16 protein-coding genes are annotated in these 17,307 nt (G+C 28.7%); 7 read left to right on the plus strand and 9 right to left on the minus strand.

The annotated features are described in order from the left end of the window. Window positions 1-49: 49 nt before the first annotated feature. Window positions 50-505, minus strand: a complete 456-nt coding sequence (locus tag RT575_RS02535) for a hypothetical protein (RefSeq protein ID WP_313578549.1) — start codon at window positions 503-505, stop codon at window positions 50-52. A 252-nt stretch (window positions 506-757) separates the two neighbouring features. Between RT575_RS02535 and RT575_RS02540 the strand changes: the two genes are divergently transcribed. The 3 genes from RT575_RS02540 to RT575_RS15580 all read left to right on the plus strand — a co-directional run bounded on the left by RT575_RS02540 (window position 758) and on the right by RT575_RS15580 (window position 2,325). Then, window positions 758-1,939 (plus strand): MFS transporter, encoded by a 1,182-nt coding sequence (locus RT575_RS02540; RefSeq protein ID WP_313578551.1) that lies wholly within the window; start codon window positions 758-760, stop codon window positions 1,937-1,939. After that, the gene (locus RT575_RS15575; RefSeq protein ID WP_409515934.1) at window positions 1,896-2,084 is read left to right on the plus strand and encodes a hypothetical protein; all 189 of its coding nucleotides are present in this window, start codon (window positions 1,896-1,898) and stop codon (window positions 2,082-2,084) included. The genes RT575_RS02540 and RT575_RS15575 overlap by 44 nt, the downstream gene beginning before the upstream one ends. Window positions 2,085-2,202: 118 nt before the next feature. Beyond that, window positions 2,203-2,325 (plus strand): hypothetical protein, encoded by a 123-nt coding sequence (locus RT575_RS15580; protein WP_409515940.1) that lies wholly within the window; start codon window positions 2,203-2,205, stop codon window positions 2,323-2,325. Between the two features lie 95 nt (window positions 2,326-2,420). Here the strand turns inward: RT575_RS15580 and RT575_RS02545 are convergent, their stop codons facing one another. Then, window positions 2,421-2,837, minus strand: coding sequence for a cupin domain-containing protein (locus RT575_RS02545; RefSeq protein WP_313578553.1), 417 nt, complete (start codon window positions 2,835-2,837; stop codon window positions 2,421-2,423). A 299-nt stretch (window positions 2,838-3,136) separates the two neighbouring features. Here RT575_RS02545 and RT575_RS02550 point away from each other — a divergent pair, with 299 nt between their 5' ends. From RT575_RS02550 to RT575_RS02565, 4 genes are all read left to right on the plus strand, one after another. Continuing rightward, complete coding sequence (locus tag RT575_RS02550; RefSeq protein WP_313578555.1) at window positions 3,137-3,958, plus strand: helix-turn-helix domain-containing protein; 822 nt, start codon at window positions 3,137-3,139, stop codon at window positions 3,956-3,958. Between the two features lie 55 nt (window positions 3,959-4,013). Beyond that, window positions 4,014-7,481: an AAA domain-containing protein gene (locus tag RT575_RS02555; protein WP_313578557.1), complete on the plus strand. Its 3,468-nt coding sequence runs from the start codon at window positions 4,014-4,016 to the stop codon at window positions 7,479-7,481. Between the two features lie 209 nt (window positions 7,482-7,690). Continuing rightward, a complete protein-coding gene (gene hemL / locus RT575_RS02560; RefSeq protein ID WP_313578559.1) occupies window positions 7,691-8,974 on the plus strand; it encodes a glutamate-1-semialdehyde 2,1-aminomutase in 1,284 nt (427 codons plus the stop codon). Between the two features lie 371 nt (window positions 8,975-9,345). After that, on the plus strand, window positions 9,346-10,233 hold the full coding sequence (locus tag RT575_RS02565; protein ID WP_313578561.1) for a hypothetical protein: 888 nt from the start codon (window positions 9,346-9,348) through the stop codon (window positions 10,231-10,233). Window positions 10,234-10,277: 44 nt separating this feature from the next. Here RT575_RS02565 and RT575_RS02570 read toward each other — a convergent pair whose 3' ends face one another. The 7 genes from RT575_RS02570 to rlmN form a co-directional block, all read right to left on the minus strand. Further along, window positions 10,278-10,868 carry an LUD domain-containing protein gene (locus tag RT575_RS02570; RefSeq protein ID WP_313384100.1) on the minus strand — a complete coding sequence of 197 codons (591 nt, stop codon included), beginning with the start codon at window positions 10,866-10,868 and terminating at the stop codon, window positions 10,278-10,280. Next, complete coding sequence (locus RT575_RS02575; protein ID WP_313384099.1) at window positions 10,858-12,243, minus strand: lactate utilization protein B; 1,386 nt, start codon at window positions 12,241-12,243, stop codon at window positions 10,858-10,860. The genes RT575_RS02570 and RT575_RS02575 overlap by 11 nt, the downstream gene beginning before the upstream one ends. Before the next feature lie 18 nt (window positions 12,244-12,261). Further along, a complete protein-coding gene (locus tag RT575_RS02580) occupies window positions 12,262-13,011 on the minus strand; it encodes a (Fe-S)-binding protein (RefSeq protein WP_313384097.1) in 750 nt (249 codons plus the stop codon). A gap of 365 nt (window positions 13,012-13,376) precedes the next feature. Next, entirely contained in the window at window positions 13,377-14,090 is a 714-nt protein-coding gene (locus tag RT575_RS02585) for a DUF2071 domain-containing protein (protein WP_313578563.1), read from the minus strand. A 212-nt stretch (window positions 14,091-14,302) separates the two neighbouring features. Next, window positions 14,303-15,235 (minus strand): polyprenyl synthetase family protein, encoded by a 933-nt coding sequence (locus tag RT575_RS02590; RefSeq protein ID WP_313578668.1) that lies wholly within the window; start codon window positions 15,233-15,235, stop codon window positions 14,303-14,305. Window positions 15,236-15,292: 57 nt separating this feature from the next. Then, complete coding sequence (locus tag RT575_RS02595; protein WP_313578565.1) at window positions 15,293-16,246, minus strand: hypothetical protein; 954 nt, start codon at window positions 16,244-16,246, stop codon at window positions 15,293-15,295. 9 nt (window positions 16,247-16,255) lie between these two features. After that, window positions 16,256-17,305 carry a 23S rRNA (adenine(2503)-C(2))-methyltransferase RlmN gene (gene rlmN / locus RT575_RS02600; protein WP_313578567.1) on the minus strand — a complete coding sequence of 350 codons (1,050 nt, stop codon included), beginning with the start codon at window positions 17,303-17,305 and terminating at the stop codon, window positions 16,256-16,258. Window positions 17,306-17,307: the final 2 nt, after the last annotated feature.

The raw sequence follows: 17,307 nt of genomic DNA on the forward strand, positions 1-17,307 counted from the left end.
AAAGAACTTAATGTATCTAGATTAAGTTCTTTTAATATATAATATTAGATTATTTACCTGAAATAAATTTTTTAACTCCATCAACATATAAAGCTGATTCTTTATCATTATAAGTATATGTTTTATCCTTATAAACATTATCTTCAGTTTTATCTAATATTGCATGATGATCGCCATCACTTGGTAAAAATAATTCTAACTTAGATTTATCATCATTAAATACTACAAAAGCACTAATTACAGCTTCATCTTTATTTACTTCGATAGGATTCAGTCTTTTTCCTACATTAAAAACTTGAATACATGTATTTTTTAATTCACTCCAATTCTCTCCTGCTGAAGCTAAACAACCATGATCATCTTTCTGACCTCCTAATAAGTGTTGATCTTCTTTTGCTATTTGCTCTTGAGTGTTTTGATTAGAATCTTTTTGATCTTTTTTGCTATCACATGATGTAAATAAAAGTGTTCCAATTCCAAACGATAATAAAATAACTTTTTTCATAAATATTCTTTTTTAAGTAGATTTCGATTTTATCAAATATAAAAAAATAATTTTCCAATGAAAAAAGTAAAAATTAAAATTTTAATTTTTCTCAAATCATCTTCTCCCTTCTTTTGAAATATATACAATACTTCATAAACGTTTACTCTATTTTACCTATAGACTATTTAGAATATATATAGTTAAAATTAAATGAATAATAATTGAAGTCTGCATCATATTTTCATAATTTTGTAAACTCAATAAAAATTCATGGAAAAACTAAAAAACACTACTTCAAAAAAGGTTGATTTACAAATCATTAGCTATGTTTGTTTTTCATTTATTGGCTATTCACTAATAGGTTTACCTTTAGCTATTTTACCAATATATATAACAAAATCACTCGGATATAGTGAATTAGTAGCAGGTATAGTTATAAGTTTACAATATATAACTACATTTTTAATGAGAGGTTATGCTGGTAAAATAGTTGATGATAAAGGTCCCAAACCAGCTGTATTAATAAGTATGTTTTTCTTTATGCTATGTGGCTTACTATTTTATTTTTCGCACTTTTTTCAAACCAATAAACTCTTATCACTTTCAATATTAATTATTTCTCGATTAGTAACTGGATGTGGAGAAGGAATGGTTGGAGCAAGTCCTATTAATTGGGCTATTTTAAAATTAGGAAAAGAGCATACTGCAAAAGCAATATCATTTAATGGTGTTGCAAGCTATGGAGGACTAGCTCTAGGTGCACCTCTTGGTGTATTTATTAATCAATCGTTTGGATTAGAAGCTATAGGTATTTTGACTTTTATATGTGCTGCTTTAGCCTATTTATTTGCTAAAAAGAAAGAAAATATTATTAGTAATGCTGCAAAAGTTGAACAATCATTTCTTAAAGTTTTAAAAATTGTTGCTCCATTAGGTATTTGTTTAATGCTTGCAGGATTAGGATTTGGAGGAATATCAAATTTCATTACGCTTTATTATGAATATTTTCATTGGCAAAATGCAGCACTTTGTCTAACTATCTTTAGTGCATTATTTATTATCGGAAGACTTATTTTTAATAATGCAATTAACGTATATGGAGGCGTAAAAGTTGGTATCGTATGTATGATTTTTGAAACCATTGGTTTATTCATTTTATTTTTAGCAACTACTCCTTTTGTAGCTCTTATTGGGGCTGGAATTACAGGTATTGGTTTTTCATTAATATTCCCAGCACTTGGAGTAAAAGCTGTTTCATTAGTATCTGATAGTAATAAAGGTGCAGCATTAGCAGGTTATGGATTATTTATAGATATTTCTTTAGGTATTACTGGACCAATGGTTGGTGGAGTGATAAGTTTATTTGGAATGCATTCACTATTCCTATTCTGCAGCTTCATGGTATTCGTTGGATTACTATTATGTATTTATCTTTATAAAAAATACCAATAATAAAATAGAATTAAGAGTTGCAAGGCACACGAATGATATAAATAAAATTTTAGATTTTTATACAAAAATCATAGGACTTAATCTTTTAGGTGAATTTAAAAATCATAATAATTATGATGGAATTTTTGTAGGTAAAAAAAAATGAAAATTGGCACTTAGAATTTACTACATCAATTGAACAAGCTAATCATTATTTTGATGAGGATGATTGTCTTATATTTTATGTAAATACAAAAAATGAATATGATGAAATTATACATCGTATTAATCAAAGTAATATTTCAATCATCAATTCTAAAAATCCTTATTGGAATTTGAATGGTGTTACCATAAAAGATCCAGATGGGTTTAATGTAATTATCTCTCCATTAAAAATATCTAATTAAATTTTTAATTAAAGTAAAATAAAATATATGATTAATATTCAATGATTTATAAAACAATAAAAGCTTGAAATTAATTTCAAGCTTTTATTGTTTAGTTAGGAATTAGCTTCATTATAATCTTCTTCATTTACACTATCAAACCATTTATTCTCATTCGTTTTAGGATTACAAGTAATTGCTAAATGAGAAAACCAACTTTTATCTGTAGCTCCATGCCAGTGCACAACATTTGGTGCAATTTCTACAACATCACCAACTTTTAATTTTCGTGCTACTTTGCCTTTTTCTTGATATAACCCTTCTCCTCCTACTACAATCAGAATTTGTCCTCCTGTATGACTATGCCAATTATTACGTGCTCCTGGTTCAAATGTTACATTATAAATAGGAACATTCAACTCTTCATTTTTTGTAATTTGAGCTAAATAAGATTTACCTATGAAATATTTTTCGAAAGCTATATTTTCTTCTCCTAAAGGAAACTCGCTTATTTTTGGAATTTCTGTATTCATTTTATTTATTTTTTTAGTTGTTTGACAAGAAATCAATGATGTTAAGAACAAAAACATTGAAAACATTATCATTATTTGTCTATATTTCATTTTTCTATCCTCTTAATTTCTTTATTTTAGGGTGATTTGGTGAAATAATTTTTCCTTCTTTTAATTCATCAAATATTTTTGTTTTTAAGCTTTCCATTGATCTATTCTTTTGAATATTCAAAGTTAAAAAGAACAAAAATTTCATTTGTTACACTAATTTCTATATAAATGTAACATTTTACGTATATTTAATCTATTAAATTGATGTAATGCAGATACCAAAGATAATTTTATTAAAAATCAATGATATAAAGGATTTTCCAAAAGATTTTCAAACTAAATATCATACTCATTTATATTGTCATAGTGGAAACATAAAGTTTGTTTTTAATGATAAAAAAATGGTTTGCAAAGCTGAACAATTTCTATTTTGGTTCGCAGAAAGTAATTTAAAAGAATTAAATTGTTCTTTGGATTTTAAAGCAAGTATTCTACTTGTAGAAAAGGAATTTTTAATGAACAATATTCCAGATCAAAGCTGGAGTATTAATGCACTATTACATTCAAGAGTTTATCCCATAAAAACTAATTTAACAAAAAAAGATAAAACTAGAATCTTATATAATTTTAATGAATTAAATAATAGATTTCAAGAAACTGAACATCTATTTTATGATGAGGTTTTAAAGAAACAAATGGAATTATTTATTCTAGATATGTGGTATACTTTTGCAAATGAATATGAAAATATAAAACATAGCACAATAACTGGTACTATCTATGAGAAATTCATTCAATATGTACAGCAGCATTGTACAGAACAACGTGAAGTTAAATATTATAGCAATCTATTAAATATTACACCAAAATATCTTAATTATCTATGTAAAACACATTCAGGTATTACAGCTTCCGAATGGATTCAACGCTATACGAAAGAACATATTTTAGTTTTATTACACAACAAAAATCTAAACATATCAGAGATCGCATTGTTATTAAACTTTAATAGTCGTTCATTTTTCACACGCTATGTAAAAAAGTTACTTGGTGTAACTCCAAATGAATATCGTTCTCGATTAAGTAAATAATTTAAACGATACAATTTATTTTAGTTTTACTTAATTTCGCATAAATTTAATTGCCATGACAAAAGAAGAACTTGGAAATCATTATTTAAAAGAAGTATTAACTATTCAACAATCACTTAAGCCAATTGAATCTAAATATTTAGATTTAAAAAGATTAGTTGAAATAATTTCTTTTGAATTAACAAAAAATGAAGCGATTCAATTTTCAAATTTCTTCTCAAAATTATCATTCATTTGTAATCAATATAGTATTTCCACAAAGATACATTCGTTTCGAAAAACAGCACAAAGAATTGATAATGAAAAGCATCTATCTCCAGAAGATAAATACCAACCATCCGAACATGAATACTATACGCATCTAAAATATGTTGCTGAATTTATTGCTGCAATTTATGATATTTTAATTCCCTCGGAAATAATTTATTTCTTTCCTGAAAAAGAATATTATACCAATAAAACATTCGCAAGAAATAAAATAAAAAAACTACGTGTTCAGGTTATCGAGATAAAACGTGATTGTTTAATATGTGATCACGAAGACAACGAAACAGACGAATATATTACTGTACAAATAGATGAAGATGGTGTAAATGAAATTTTTAAATCAACAAAAGATTTTTGGATTGGCGCACAATTAAATTTAATTAATTCCACAATAGATACAGAGGGAATTTACCATCCTCGTTTCGTTATTCTAGAACCTGACTATTTAGTTGATATTTCTGCAATTGCAGAATGTTTTCAAGATTATGGAACTTCTGAATTACATTTCATTCAAAAGAAATTTGAACAAGCTCCTAATAGCAAGCATATTCGCTTAGGTAACTTTGCCAATGCAGTTGTTGACCATTTTTGTACAGAAAATATTGAAGAAACTGATTTTAATGAAATTTTTAAAAATGATTTCAAAAATCATCCTTTAGAATATACAGCTTGTAATGATTTGATAAACCCACAAGATTTAAAAGATTATTATACAGAAGCAAAAGGTCATTTTAATCGACTTCAAAAAGTCTTGATGGAAGATTTTTTACAAAATGGAATTTCATTGGATAGAGCTTTGCTAGAACCTTCTTTTTTATGTGAGCAATATGGAATACAAGGACGTTTGGATTTATTGGATATAAATCCTGATGGAGCAAATAAGATTATTGAATTAAAATCTGGTGGAGCTCCTTATCCTGATGATGGAAAAAGTATAAAACCAAATCATGCGGCACAGCTTTTCTTATATTATCAAATTATTGCTGTATTGTATGATTTAGAATTTAAAGACATTACTAAAAATACAGAAGGATATATTTTATATTCAAAAGTATATCAAGGGAATTTACGTTTTGATGTTCCTACTCTATCTCGTGTACAACGTATACTAGATCTTCGAAATCAAATCATTATTAATGAAAATCAATTAGCGAATCAATCCGAAAAAGAAATTGAAAGTTTATTGTACGCCATTAAACCAACTAATTTTATACAACGAAAAATCAATCCTCGTTTTAGAGAGCTATTAGAAGAACAAATAGAAAAATTTATCTATCCTATTCGTACAAGTTCTTCATTAGAAAAAGCCTATTTCTACTCTTTCACAAATTTTATTGCGAAAGAACAATATATGGCAAAACTTGGGCTTGGCCAATCGACAAGTAATAATGGCTTAGCTAGCTTATGGTTAAATAGTTTTGAAGAAAAAAATAATAACTTCGAAATTATTTATGATTTAGAAATTATTGAAAATCATATTTCTGACATAAAAAGAGAAATAAAATTAAAACGTACAAATCCTGCAAATGACTTTATTTCAATCCGAGAAGGTGATATTTGTATTTTATATCCACGAAATAAATCAACAGATTCTGTCTTAACAAATCAAGTTTTCAAATGTACAATCAAAAGTATTTCGAGAGAATACATTGTTTTACGTTTTCGTTATCAACAGCCAAATACTCGTTTCTTTGATTCGTTCGATAAAAGTGGAAAATGGGCTTTAGAAAGAGATTTTATGGATGCTTCATTTACTTCTATGTATAGAAATTTATATAGTTTTATGCAGGCTCCAAAAGTGAAAAAAGAATTAATTCTTACTCAAATCGAACCTAAAAATGATAACGATTACAATTACTATAATTCTAAACTATCTGATGAACAAAATAGAATACTGAAAAAAGCTCTTTCTGCAAATGATTATTTTCTACTAAATGGTCCTCCAGGTACAGGGAAAACATCTATTATCATCAAAGAATTAGTGAAAGAAATTTATGAAAAACAAGAATGTAATATTCTACTTTTAGCCTATACAAATAGAGCTGTAGATGAATTATGCGAAGCTATTCATAGTGCTATTTCTGATCAGATTGAGCAAAAATTTATACGAATTGGAAGTGAATTATCTACTTCGCCCGAATTTCATAAAAATTTATTGAATAGAATCATAGAACAAAAAGATCATGAATTAACAGAAAAAAATGAAAAATTTTCTCGTAAAACAATTCAAGATATTATTCAACAACAACGAATTTTTGTTTCTACAGTTGCTTCTATATCAAGTAAAAGTGATATTTTAAAGTTAAAGAAATTCGATACAATTATCATTGATGAAGCTTCACAGATTTTAGAGCCACAAATTGTAGGAATTTTACCAAAAACTAGACGTTTTATAATGATTGGCGATCATAAACAATTACCAGCAATTGTATTACAAAATCCAGAATTAGCGAAGACAAATAACGAATTATTAGAAAATATTGGTTTATGGAACCGTAAAAATTCAATTTTTGAACGATTATATGAATTTTGCGAAAAAAATAACATCCAAAATGCGTACGATCAATTAACTTATCAAGGTAGAATGCACGCTGATATTGCTGATTTTCCTAATCAATATTTCTATGATGGAAAATTAAATGTTGCATTTGACATTCCTAATCTTGATGAAGAAGCTAAACAGAGTTTAAACCGACAAAGAGCCGAATTACAATTCAATCAATATGACGAAAACAATACTATTCATAACCATTTAGTGAACAATCGTTTTTCTTACATCAATGTAGAAGAAAATCCCTATTTACCGTCAACTAACATTCAAGAAGCTGATTTAATCGTAAAATTTGTAAAAGAAATTATTCACCTTTATCAACTTAACGATAAAGAGTTTGATTCGAAAAAGACTATTGGAATCATTGCTCCATTCCGAAATCAAATCGCATTAATCAAACAGAAGTTAGAATTAGCAGCTATTCCAAACCACGAACAAATAACAGTTGATACTGTAGAACGTTACCAAGGAAGCCAAAGAGATATTATCTTATACAGCTTTGCTGTAACGCATCCTGCACAATTAAATGCATTGATTAATATGAATGACCAAGGAAATGTAGACAGAAAACTAAATGTTGCCTTAACACGTGCAAAAGAGCAATTATTTTTGGTTGGAAATCAAACCATCTTAAAGGATAATAAAATTATTAAAACATTGATTGAGTATTTAGAAAACAAATCTGTATATAAATTAACAATCTAAGGCATAATGCCTATTTTATTATTTTTTTTGTTTAATGGTGGATTCACTGATTTTAAAAAATGTAAGATTAAATTCTTTCAAACAGCTAAAAATCTATTTAAAATTCATTTTTCAATTTGTTTTTATTTCTTTTTAGCTATGAATTGATTAAATTACTTCTTAATTCATTTTTGATTCTGTAAATTTGTGAAACTATTTTTGTAAAAATTATGTTGTATCAAAGAAGTAGTGCATTATTCAAAGATGCACAAGAATATATACCAGGAGGTGTAAACTCTCCTGTAAGAGCATTTAAATCTGTTGGTGGAACACCAATTTTCATCAAAAAAGCCGAAGGAGCTTATATTTATGATGAAGATGGTCGTGCTTATGTAGATTACATTAATTCTTGGGGACCAATGATTATTGGGCATACAGATCCACGAGTTTTGAATGCCACAGTAGAACAAATGAAAAATGGTTTCTCTTTTGGAACACCAACTGAATTAGAAACTGAAATAGCAAAATTAATTACTTCTGTTGTTCCAAACATAGACATGGTAAGAATGGTAAATTCTGGAACAGAAGCTTGTATGTCTGCTATCCGTTTAGCAAGAGGATATACAAATAGAGATAAAATTGTAAAATTTGAAGGTTGCTACCATGGACATTCAGATTCTTTTTTAATAAAAGCTGGTTCTGGTGCTGCAACATTTGGTAACCCAAATTCTCCTGGTGTTACACAAGGAACTGCAAAAGATACTTTATTAGCTGAATACAATAACTTAGATGCTGTAAAAGAATTGTTTGAGCAAAACAAAGACCAAATTGCAGCTATAATTGTAGAACCAATTGCTGGTAACATGGGATGTATTGTTCCAGACAAAGGATTCTTGGAAGGTTTAAGAGCTATTTGTGATGCAAATGGAGCATTACTTATTTTTGATGAAGTAATGACAGGATTTCGCCAAGCAATGGGTGGAGCTCAAGAACGATTAAACATCAAAGCTGATATTGTAACATTTGGTAAAGTTATCGGAGGTGGGTTTCCTGTTGGTGCATTTGCTGCGAACAAAGAAATTATGAGTCACCTTGCTCCTCTTGGTCCAGTTTACCAAGCTGGGACATTATCTGGTAATCCTATTGCAATGCGTGCTGGTTTAACAACGTTAAACATTATTGATAAAGACAGAGAATTATTCAATCGTATTGATAAGGCTACAGAAATCTTAGACACAGAAATCACTAAAATTTTCAATGAAAAAGGAATTCCTGTTCATACAAATCGATTAGGTTCTATGATGTCTGTTTTCTTTACAGAACAACAAGAAATAAGAACATTTACAGATGTAACAAACTGTAACCACGAAAGATTCAATAAATTCTTTCATCATTTATTAACGAATGAAGTTTATATTGCTCCATCTGGTTATGAAACTTGGTTTACTTCTGATGCGATAAAAGATGCTGAAATCAATAAAACATTAGATGCTGTACGCTCTTTCGAGGGATAATACACATTAAACATAATTAAAAAAGTCTGTATTCTTAAATAAATACAGACTTTTTGCGTTAGGGATTGAAGTGGAAATCCTTTACTAATTGGAATTGGATGCATTTCGACTTCACCTCAATGACCAATTAGCAAAGATTGGGAACGAAAAAGCCCAACCGAAGGGAACGCCCCAATAAAATATCACAGATAGAATAACAATGATTAGAATTAGGGCAAATCCTACGGACCTTGCTTTCCATTTCACTCTTTTCTGTTTGGTTATTTTACTATTTTATAAATGCAACCAAACAAAAAAGGATTTCCATTGCAATCAATTTTGCGTTTTTTTTTAAGTAAACTATATTTATAAAATTTTAAAGTATATCAATATTGAAATCACTAAATAAAAAATACGAAAAAAGAATTGTTGCTTTTATAGACATTCTTGGTTTTAAAGAAATAGTAAGAAATTCTGAAATAAACAGTTCTAAAATAGAATTATTATACACAGCATTGAATTTTCTTAAAAATTGGGAAATTCCAGAAAAATGGGATTTAAAATATATAGAAATAGAAGAAGATGCACAGAAAAAGAATATAAACAATTTTGATATTCGTGGTAAAACTAATACTACTACTTTTTCTGATAGTATTGTAGTTTCTGTTAAAGTTGATAATAATGTAAATGAAATGATTTCAACTCTAGTTAGTAATCTATCTTACATTGGAGCAAATCTTTTTGAAAAAGGAATATCATTTAGAGGAGCTATTACAATTGGTAATATAATTCATGAAGAAAATGGAATTGTATTTGGTCAAGCTTTAATAGATGCATATCAACTTGAAACAAAAAGCGCAAAATATCCTAGAATTATTTTATCTAATAAACTCATCAAAGAATTAAATTATCCAATTGAAAATAAAAAAGATAGATATCCATATCATCAATATATAAATCGTTTTGAAGATGGTTGTGTAGGTTTTCATCAAATGATTTATTATCAAGTATCAAGTAATTCGTCAGAAATGGAACCAGAAACTTTGAAAAAAAATTTAAATAAGATTAGAAAAAATATAATTGATGGTCTTGATGATAGTTTTGAAAATCCTGAAGTTTTTGAAAAATTCAATTGGTTAAAAACACAGTATAATAACTTAATTATACTTAAAGACTCAACAAGTGATGAAGAAATCAAAAAACCAATAAAAGAGTTAAATGAAAATATTTCTGGACAAAATATTCACTACTCTTATACAGATAAATTTTATTATGAATAATATTTAAAAACCGTCTTATTCAAAATAAATAAGACGGTAAAATATTATTTTTTCAAGAAAAATAATGTTAAAGACCTCGCTCCTTGTGCCCCTCTAACTAATACAGCACCAATGTCTGCAGTAGCTGATGGTCCCATAACAAAACAACCATAATTAGCATCAAATAAACCTTCTTTTGAATAGGCTGTATGCATATTTTCTGTTATTTCATCTGGATCTAGTAAAATAGCAATGTGCTGAGATAAAAAACCAATAGCGTTAACTTTCAATGATTTTTCTGTTACCCAAACCATTCCCATTTCTGCAATACCAAACTCGGCACGAACAATTCCTAAATCAACATCATCCAAATCACGCGGATGAGAAATTTTAGAAATGTCTTTTGTACCTACCCATTCGTCCGTAGAAGAACAAGTAATTTTTACGTTTGGTAATCGTTGCTTCATTATTTCCTGCGCTTCCTCGACAGAAGATACATCAAACGTATCAACAGCTGCAAGATTAGCGTTCTTTATAAAAGTTGCTTTTAAATCAATTGCAGGATTTTGAAATTTTGGTACTTCAGGATATTCTGTTTTAGTTCTTTTAACTAAACTATCTCTTACAGATTTTAAAAAATCTTCTCTATTGCTCATTTTTTTTGTTTTTAATATACCACTGTCTAAAAGTTTCTTTTTTTACATCTGGTAAATCTCTATGAATTGCCCAAGGATCTAATGTTTTGTTTTCAGTGATAGATTTTGGAAGAATATTTATTGCATTGTAAGCAACTTTCTCTACTGCTCTGAATAATTTTGGATTTCCAAGCATTATTCCTGCAGCCTTAAATGCCATACGACGACTAAAATCTACCTCTTTATTTTTCATCATTTCTTTTCTCCAATCCATGATTTGTTCAGCTATATTGATGTGAACTGGACAAACCTCAGAACATGATCCACATAACGATGAATGGAATGGCAATTCTGAATATTTTGAAGCATCAAAAGTAGGATCAATAATAATACCTATTGGTCCAGAATAAGTTGCTCCATAAGCTAATCCACTACTTCTTCTGTAAACTGGACAAGTATTCATACAAGCTCCACAACGAATACATTTTAAAGAAGTCCAAAATTTGTCTAAAGCCAAACGAGCACTTCTTCCGTTATCCGTAAGGATAATATGCATTTCTGAACCTTCTCTTGGTCCAGAAAAATGAGATGTATATTGTGTTGCTGGAGTTCCTAAAGCACTACGAGATAAAAGACGAATAAAAACACCTAAATCTTCTACTTTAGGTAATATTTTTTCTATTCCTATACTTGCGATGTGTAAAGGTGGTAAACTAGCTGTTAAATCGGCATTTCCCTCGTTTGTACAAACAACAAAAGTTCCTGTTTCTGCAATGGCAAAGTTTCCTCCTGTCATCCCTGCATCTGCAGCTAAAAATTTTGGACGAGCATTGTTACGCATTGCTTCGTTTAATGAAGCGGCATCAGTATTATTTGGATCAGTCCCAATTTTCTCTGCAAATAGCTTTGCTACATCTTCTTTTGTTTGATGTATTGCTGGCATTACAATATGACTTGGCATTTGATCCGAAAGTTGTTGAATACGTTCCCCTAAATCAGTTTCCAAAACACTTATTCCTCTTTCTTCAAGATAAGGAGTCATTTCACACTCCTCTTGCAACATTGATTTACTTTTAATCAAGCTTTTTGCATTATGGCTACTTAATATTTCATAAGCAATCGCATTATGCTCAGCAGCATCTTTAGCAAAATGTACTTTTATACCTCTTTTCTCTGCATTTGTCGCAAACTGTTCGATATAATGATCTAAATGAGTAAGAGAATGTTCTTTTATAGCAGAAGCTAAATCTCTTAATTGTTCCCATTCTGGAATGTTTGAAGCTGCTATATCTCTTTTAGTTCTTGCATTCCATAAGTTTTTATCATGTTCAGTTACATGTATATCATCTTGGTAGATGAACTTAGCTGCATTTTTTTCTACGTTTACTTTTTCCATTTCTAAGAAATTTTAAAATTAAAAAGGACCATTATTTAAAACTTGAGCAACATGCAAAAATTTAAGAGATGTTTTTTGCTTATCTGAGATTCCTTTTTGGTGCATTAAACAAGACATATCTGGAGAAATAACATACTCAATACCATTATGTAAATAATCAGCAACTTTATCTTGTCCCATTTTAGAACTTACAGCTTCATCTGTAACACAAAACGTACCTCCAAAACCACAACATTCATCAGGTCTATTAATATGCTTGATTGTAATATCTTTTATAGATTCTAATAATTGTTCTGTCTTATTAAATCTAGGCTCCATCCATTCGGAACGAGAAGCGATACCAAGTCCTCTTATAGAACTACAACTATTATGTATTGCAATTGTATGTGGGAATGAAACTGAAGAAAAATCTTTAATCTTAAGAACATCAACAAGAAACTCAACCAATTCTATTGTCTTGGCCCTCATTGCAGTTACTTTATCAGTTTGAGGAATAGCATCAAAATGCTGTTTTACTTGTTTTACACAGCTACCAGCAGGACCAACGATGTAATCGACATCTAAATCTTGAAAATTTTCAGCAAATATTTTTTCCATTTTTGCTGAATTTTCTTGATCCCCTTCATTAGCTGTTGGTTGTCCACAACATGTTTGGTTTAATGGAACAACTACTTCCACATTATATTTTTCTAATAACTCTAAAGTAGCGATTGCTACTTCTGGATATATAAGATCTATATAACAAGGTACAAAAAGTGCAACTTTCATTATGTTTTAAAATTTATATTAAATTTACGGCAAAATACTACTCAAAATCAGTTAATTACTAATTTGGAATGTATCTTTACTAGATAATTTTAACATTTTTTAACGCTGCTTTTTTTATAAAAATATAGTTAATATATAAATTTGTAGTTTTGAAAAAAATGTAATAAAAAGCTCATAATGTTTAATATTTTTTGAATAAATTGTCTTTCAATTAAATAATATTTATTAATAACATCAAAACACAAAAAAATATTTATTTTATTAAAAACATTACTTATTTCTCTATAATTTGATTTTTATTTAATAATTCTTATTTAGAATTTATCTAATGTTTTAAAAAAAGATTTGTGAGATTAATATTAAGTTTAGTGCTTAATAGTTTTTAATGATTTCCATTCATGTTCAATATTTTCCATAAGAATTGCATTATCAAATCTTATTGAACCATCCGGAAATATACTTTTATCTTCAAAAAAGCTTGATTTTACATTGGAAACCGTAAGTGGTTTTACTTTCCATTCATAAGTTTCTAATTTTAATCCATCAATTTTTTTTCCATTTGGCGAATAACCAATTGATCCCTTTTCAAAAAAATTCGAAACATTATCAATTGTTTTAAAAATAGAAATTTCATCGAAATTTTCAGATAGTTCTGCATCAATCTCTACAGTTGTATTATCTGAACTTTTAAAATCTAAATGATAGTTATTATTCTGTTCAATTACATTAAACTTTGCTAAATAATGTTTTCCAGGAAAAATCCTTCCACCAACTATTGTATTAAATTTTAAATTCGTATCTCTTCTTGGAATAAAAACACCTTCATTCATTTTTCCATTTTCTTCCCATTCTACTGCAATTCTATGTGCCCCATTTTCAGAATTTACACCAATAAAATCATGTAAACCTTTTGGTTTAATATTCTTTAATCGTATTAAACAAATTCCAACAATTGCTTTTCCTTTAAATAATTTTGGTTTGAAGGGTTTTGGTAATATTTTTTGAACAACGCTTGGTTCTGCTATATAATTTACAAGTATTCTTCTTTCTATAATTCCATGAATTGCTGGGATTTTCATTTTATAAGCTTTATTTGGTAATGATTAAAAATAAATTATTTATATTATTAAATATAATTATTTTACACAAATCTGCAATAATGATAGCAATGGAAATCCTTTTTTGTTTTGTTACCTTATTTATAAGAATTAAAAAAGAATCAAACAAAAAAGATTGTAATGGATAGCATGGCCCGAAGGGATTGCCCAAAAACAAAAAAAAGAGAAAAACTTTATTTTTCTCTTTCTATAACGTATTTTACCATTGTTTCTAACGATGTTCTATAAGTACTTTCTGGAAACTCGTACAAAATATCTAAAGCTTCTTGGCTATATTGTTTCATCATTTGTTTCGTGTATTCAATACCTCCGTTATCTTTAACGAACTGAATAACTTCTCTGACGCGTTTTTTATCGTTATTATAACGTTTTACAGAGTTGATTAGCCATTTTTTATCTTTTTCGTTTGCCTTATTAATTGTATAAATTAAGGGCAAAGTCATTTTTTGTTCTTTGATATCTATCCCGACAGGTTTTCCGATAGCGTTTGATGTTGTATAATCGAATAAATCGTCTTTAATTTGGAAGGCTATTCCTACTAATTCCCCAAAACGATGCATTTTTTTAGCAATCTCTTCGCTACAACCAACAGACCTTGCTCCTGCCTCGCAACAAGCAGCAATTAAAGTTGCTGTTTTCATTCGGATAATTTCGAAATAAACATCTTCTGTTATGTCTAGTTTTCTTGCTTTTTCTATTTGTAATAATTCTCCTTCGGAAATTTCTTGTATTGCAACAGAAACAACTTCTAGTAAATCAAAATCCTTATTTTTGGTAGAAATAATAAGTGTTTTAGAAAGAAAATAATCGCCTACTAATACGGCAACTTTATTTTTCCAAATGGCACTTAATGAGAAAAAACCACGACGTAACGTACTGTCATCAACCACATCGTCATGAACTAAAGTTGCTGTATGTATAAGTTCTATGAAAGAAGCAGCACGATAAGTTTTTTCTTGTACTTCGCCATTTAGTTTTGCTGTAAGAAAAACAAACATTGGACGCATTTGCTTTCCTTTTCTGCGAACAATGTAATTTGTAATACGATCTAACAATGAAACATTACTCTTCATTGATTCGAAGAATTTATGTTCAAATAATTTCATTTCCTCCGCAATTGGAGCTTTAATTAAATCTACCGTATTACTCAAAATCTTGTTTTTTTATTTTGTAAAATTATTGATACAATGCACAACTTGTTTCACATAGAAGCCTTTGAAGTTAAACTCCTCTCCGCTTACACATATTTCATTTGTTGTAGGCAATACAGAAATACCTTCTAGTTGCCCTAATTGCGTTGTGAATCCCAAAGGTAAACTTATTTTTTTAACTTCGGAAGAGAAGAATAGATGATTATTATCTTTTGGTAAAGCAAACCAATTGATAAAAGATAACGCTTCTTTTGTGTAACCTAATAAATAAATTCCTTGGGTTGAACTATGTACATCAGAATCAATATAAGCAGCTGTTACAGCGTAATTGGTTTTGAATGTTTCAATTTTTTTAGCAGCCCATTTTTTTGAAGTATCAATAGGAATTGTATAATGAGTTGTTGCTAAATTTGACCATTCTTTTGTGAAAATATGAATTTGATTATCGTACACAAAAAATGCTTCTGCATCAAAATTTGTTTTTAATCCTTTAACATTAAATTGTGTTTGTTCTGGATAATAAAATTCTATTTTTTGGGCTTTTAATTCTTGATAAGGTTTTGAATAATCGATTTCTTTTTTTTCGATAAAATAGATGGATAAATCTTTACGATTTCCATTATTATTCCCAAAATCGGCAAAATAGATACGATTTTTATCCGTAGAAATTTCTTCCCAATCTACATTTGGCGAATTGGATATAAAAATTGTATTGATGATTGTACCATCATTGGCATCAAAACGATACAATTCTGGTTTATTCCCAGAATCATTCAATCCCCAAAAAGTAGCCTTATTTTTATCTTTGATTTCATATTCCAAAGCTGATATTTCATTAAGTTTTGAAGGTAAATAATACGTTCTCATCTTATAATCATCTATAGATATGGTATCTATATTTTCTACTGCTTGTGCATGAGAAATACTAGATAAACCAAGTAATAAAAATAAGGCTATATTTTTCATTGTATACTTTTATGCATCTCCCGTCTTATTGGCTAATTGTCCGCATGCAGCATCGATATCTTTTCCTCTACTGCGACGAACATTAACAACAATATTATTACTTTCTAATGCTTTTATATAATTGTCTATTGCTTGTTCTGAAGCTTGTTTATAGATACCGTCGTCAATAGAATTGTATTCAATAATATTAACTTTTGAAGGTACTTTTTTACAAAACTTTACCAAAGCATCAATATCTTCTTTCTTGTCATTAATTCCTCCCCAAACGATGTATTCAAAAGTAATTCTTAAACCTGTTTGTTGGTACCAATACTGTAAACTATCCATAAGGTCTGTTAATGGAAATTTTACGGTGAATGGCATAATTACATTACGAACAACTTCTCGAGCGGAATGTAAAGAAACTGCAAGATTTACACGTAAATCGTCATCAGCTAATTTCTCTATCATCTTTGGAATACCTGACGTAGAAACTGTAATTCTTTTTGGAGACATTCCTAATCCTTCTGGTAAAGTAATTTTTTTGATGGCAGAAATAACTTCATTATAATTTAACAAAGGTTCTCCCATCCCCATAAAAACTATGTTACTTAATGGGCGATTAAAATAACGTTTACTTTCTTCGTCTATAATCACAACTTGATCAACAATTTCTGCTGCAGTAAGATTACGCATACGTTTTAATTGTGCAGTTGCACAAAACGTACAATCTAAACTACAACCTACTTGAGAAGAAACACAAGCAGTTGTACGAGTATCTGTAGGAATTAATACAGATTCTACAACGTTACCATCATGAAGCTTAACAGCATTCTTGATGGTTCCGTCGTTTGATTTTTGTAGAAGATCAACTTCAACAGGTTGAATTTGAAAATTTTCACCTAGACGTTCTCTCAATAATTTTGAGATGTTTGTCATGTCATCAAACTGATGAGCGTTCTTTTTCCATAACCATTCATAAACTTGTTTTGCTCTGAATGATTTTTCTCCAATCTCTTTGAAATATTCTTCAATTTCAGCTTGGGTAAGCCTTCTTATATCTTTTTTTGTTGTACTCAAAC

It is taken from the genome of Chishuiella sp., from assembly GCF_032109125.1.
Classification (GTDB): Bacteria; Bacteroidota; Bacteroidia; order Flavobacteriales; family Weeksellaceae; genus Empedobacter.

Excerpts from the sequence above, each read along its gene's own strand:
- RT575_RS02580 (WP_313384097.1), bottom strand. The coding sequence starts at position 13,011 with ATGAAAGTTGCACTTTTTGTACCTTGTTATATAGATCTTATATATCCA.
- RT575_RS02535 (WP_313578549.1), bottom strand. The coding sequence starts at position 505 with ATGAAAAAAGTTATTTTATTATCGTTTGGAATTGGAACACTTTTATTT.
- RT575_RS02590 (WP_313578668.1), bottom strand. The coding sequence starts at position 15,235 with ATGAAATTATTTGAACATAAATTCTTCGAATCAATGAAGAGTAATGTT.
- RT575_RS02540 (WP_313578551.1), top strand. The coding sequence starts at position 758 with ATGGAAAAACTAAAAAACACTACTTCAAAAAAGGTTGATTTACAAATC.
- RT575_RS02570 (WP_313384100.1), bottom strand. The coding sequence starts at position 10,868 with ATGAGCAATAGAGAAGATTTTTTAAAATCTGTAAGAGATAGTTTAGTT.
- RT575_RS02545 (WP_313578553.1), bottom strand. The coding sequence starts at position 2,837 with ATGAATACAGAAATTCCAAAAATAAGCGAGTTTCCTTTAGGAGAAGAA.
- RT575_RS02585 (WP_313578563.1), bottom strand. The coding sequence starts at position 14,090 with ATGAAAATCCCAGCAATTCATGGAATTATAGAAAGAAGAATACTTGTA.
- RT575_RS02555 (WP_313578557.1), top strand. The coding sequence starts at position 4,014 with ATGACAAAAGAAGAACTTGGAAATCATTATTTAAAAGAAGTATTAACT.
- hemL (WP_313578559.1), top strand. The coding sequence starts at position 7,691 with ATGTTGTATCAAAGAAGTAGTGCATTATTCAAAGATGCACAAGAATAT.
- RT575_RS02575 (WP_313384099.1), bottom strand. The coding sequence starts at position 12,243 with ATGGAAAAAGTAAACGTAGAAAAAAATGCAGCTAAGTTCATCTACCAA.
- RT575_RS02595 (WP_313578565.1), bottom strand. The coding sequence starts at position 16,246 with ATGAAAAATATAGCCTTATTTTTATTACTTGGTTTATCTAGTATTTCT.
- RT575_RS02550 (WP_313578555.1), top strand. The coding sequence starts at position 3,137 with ATGCAGATACCAAAGATAATTTTATTAAAAATCAATGATATAAAGGAT.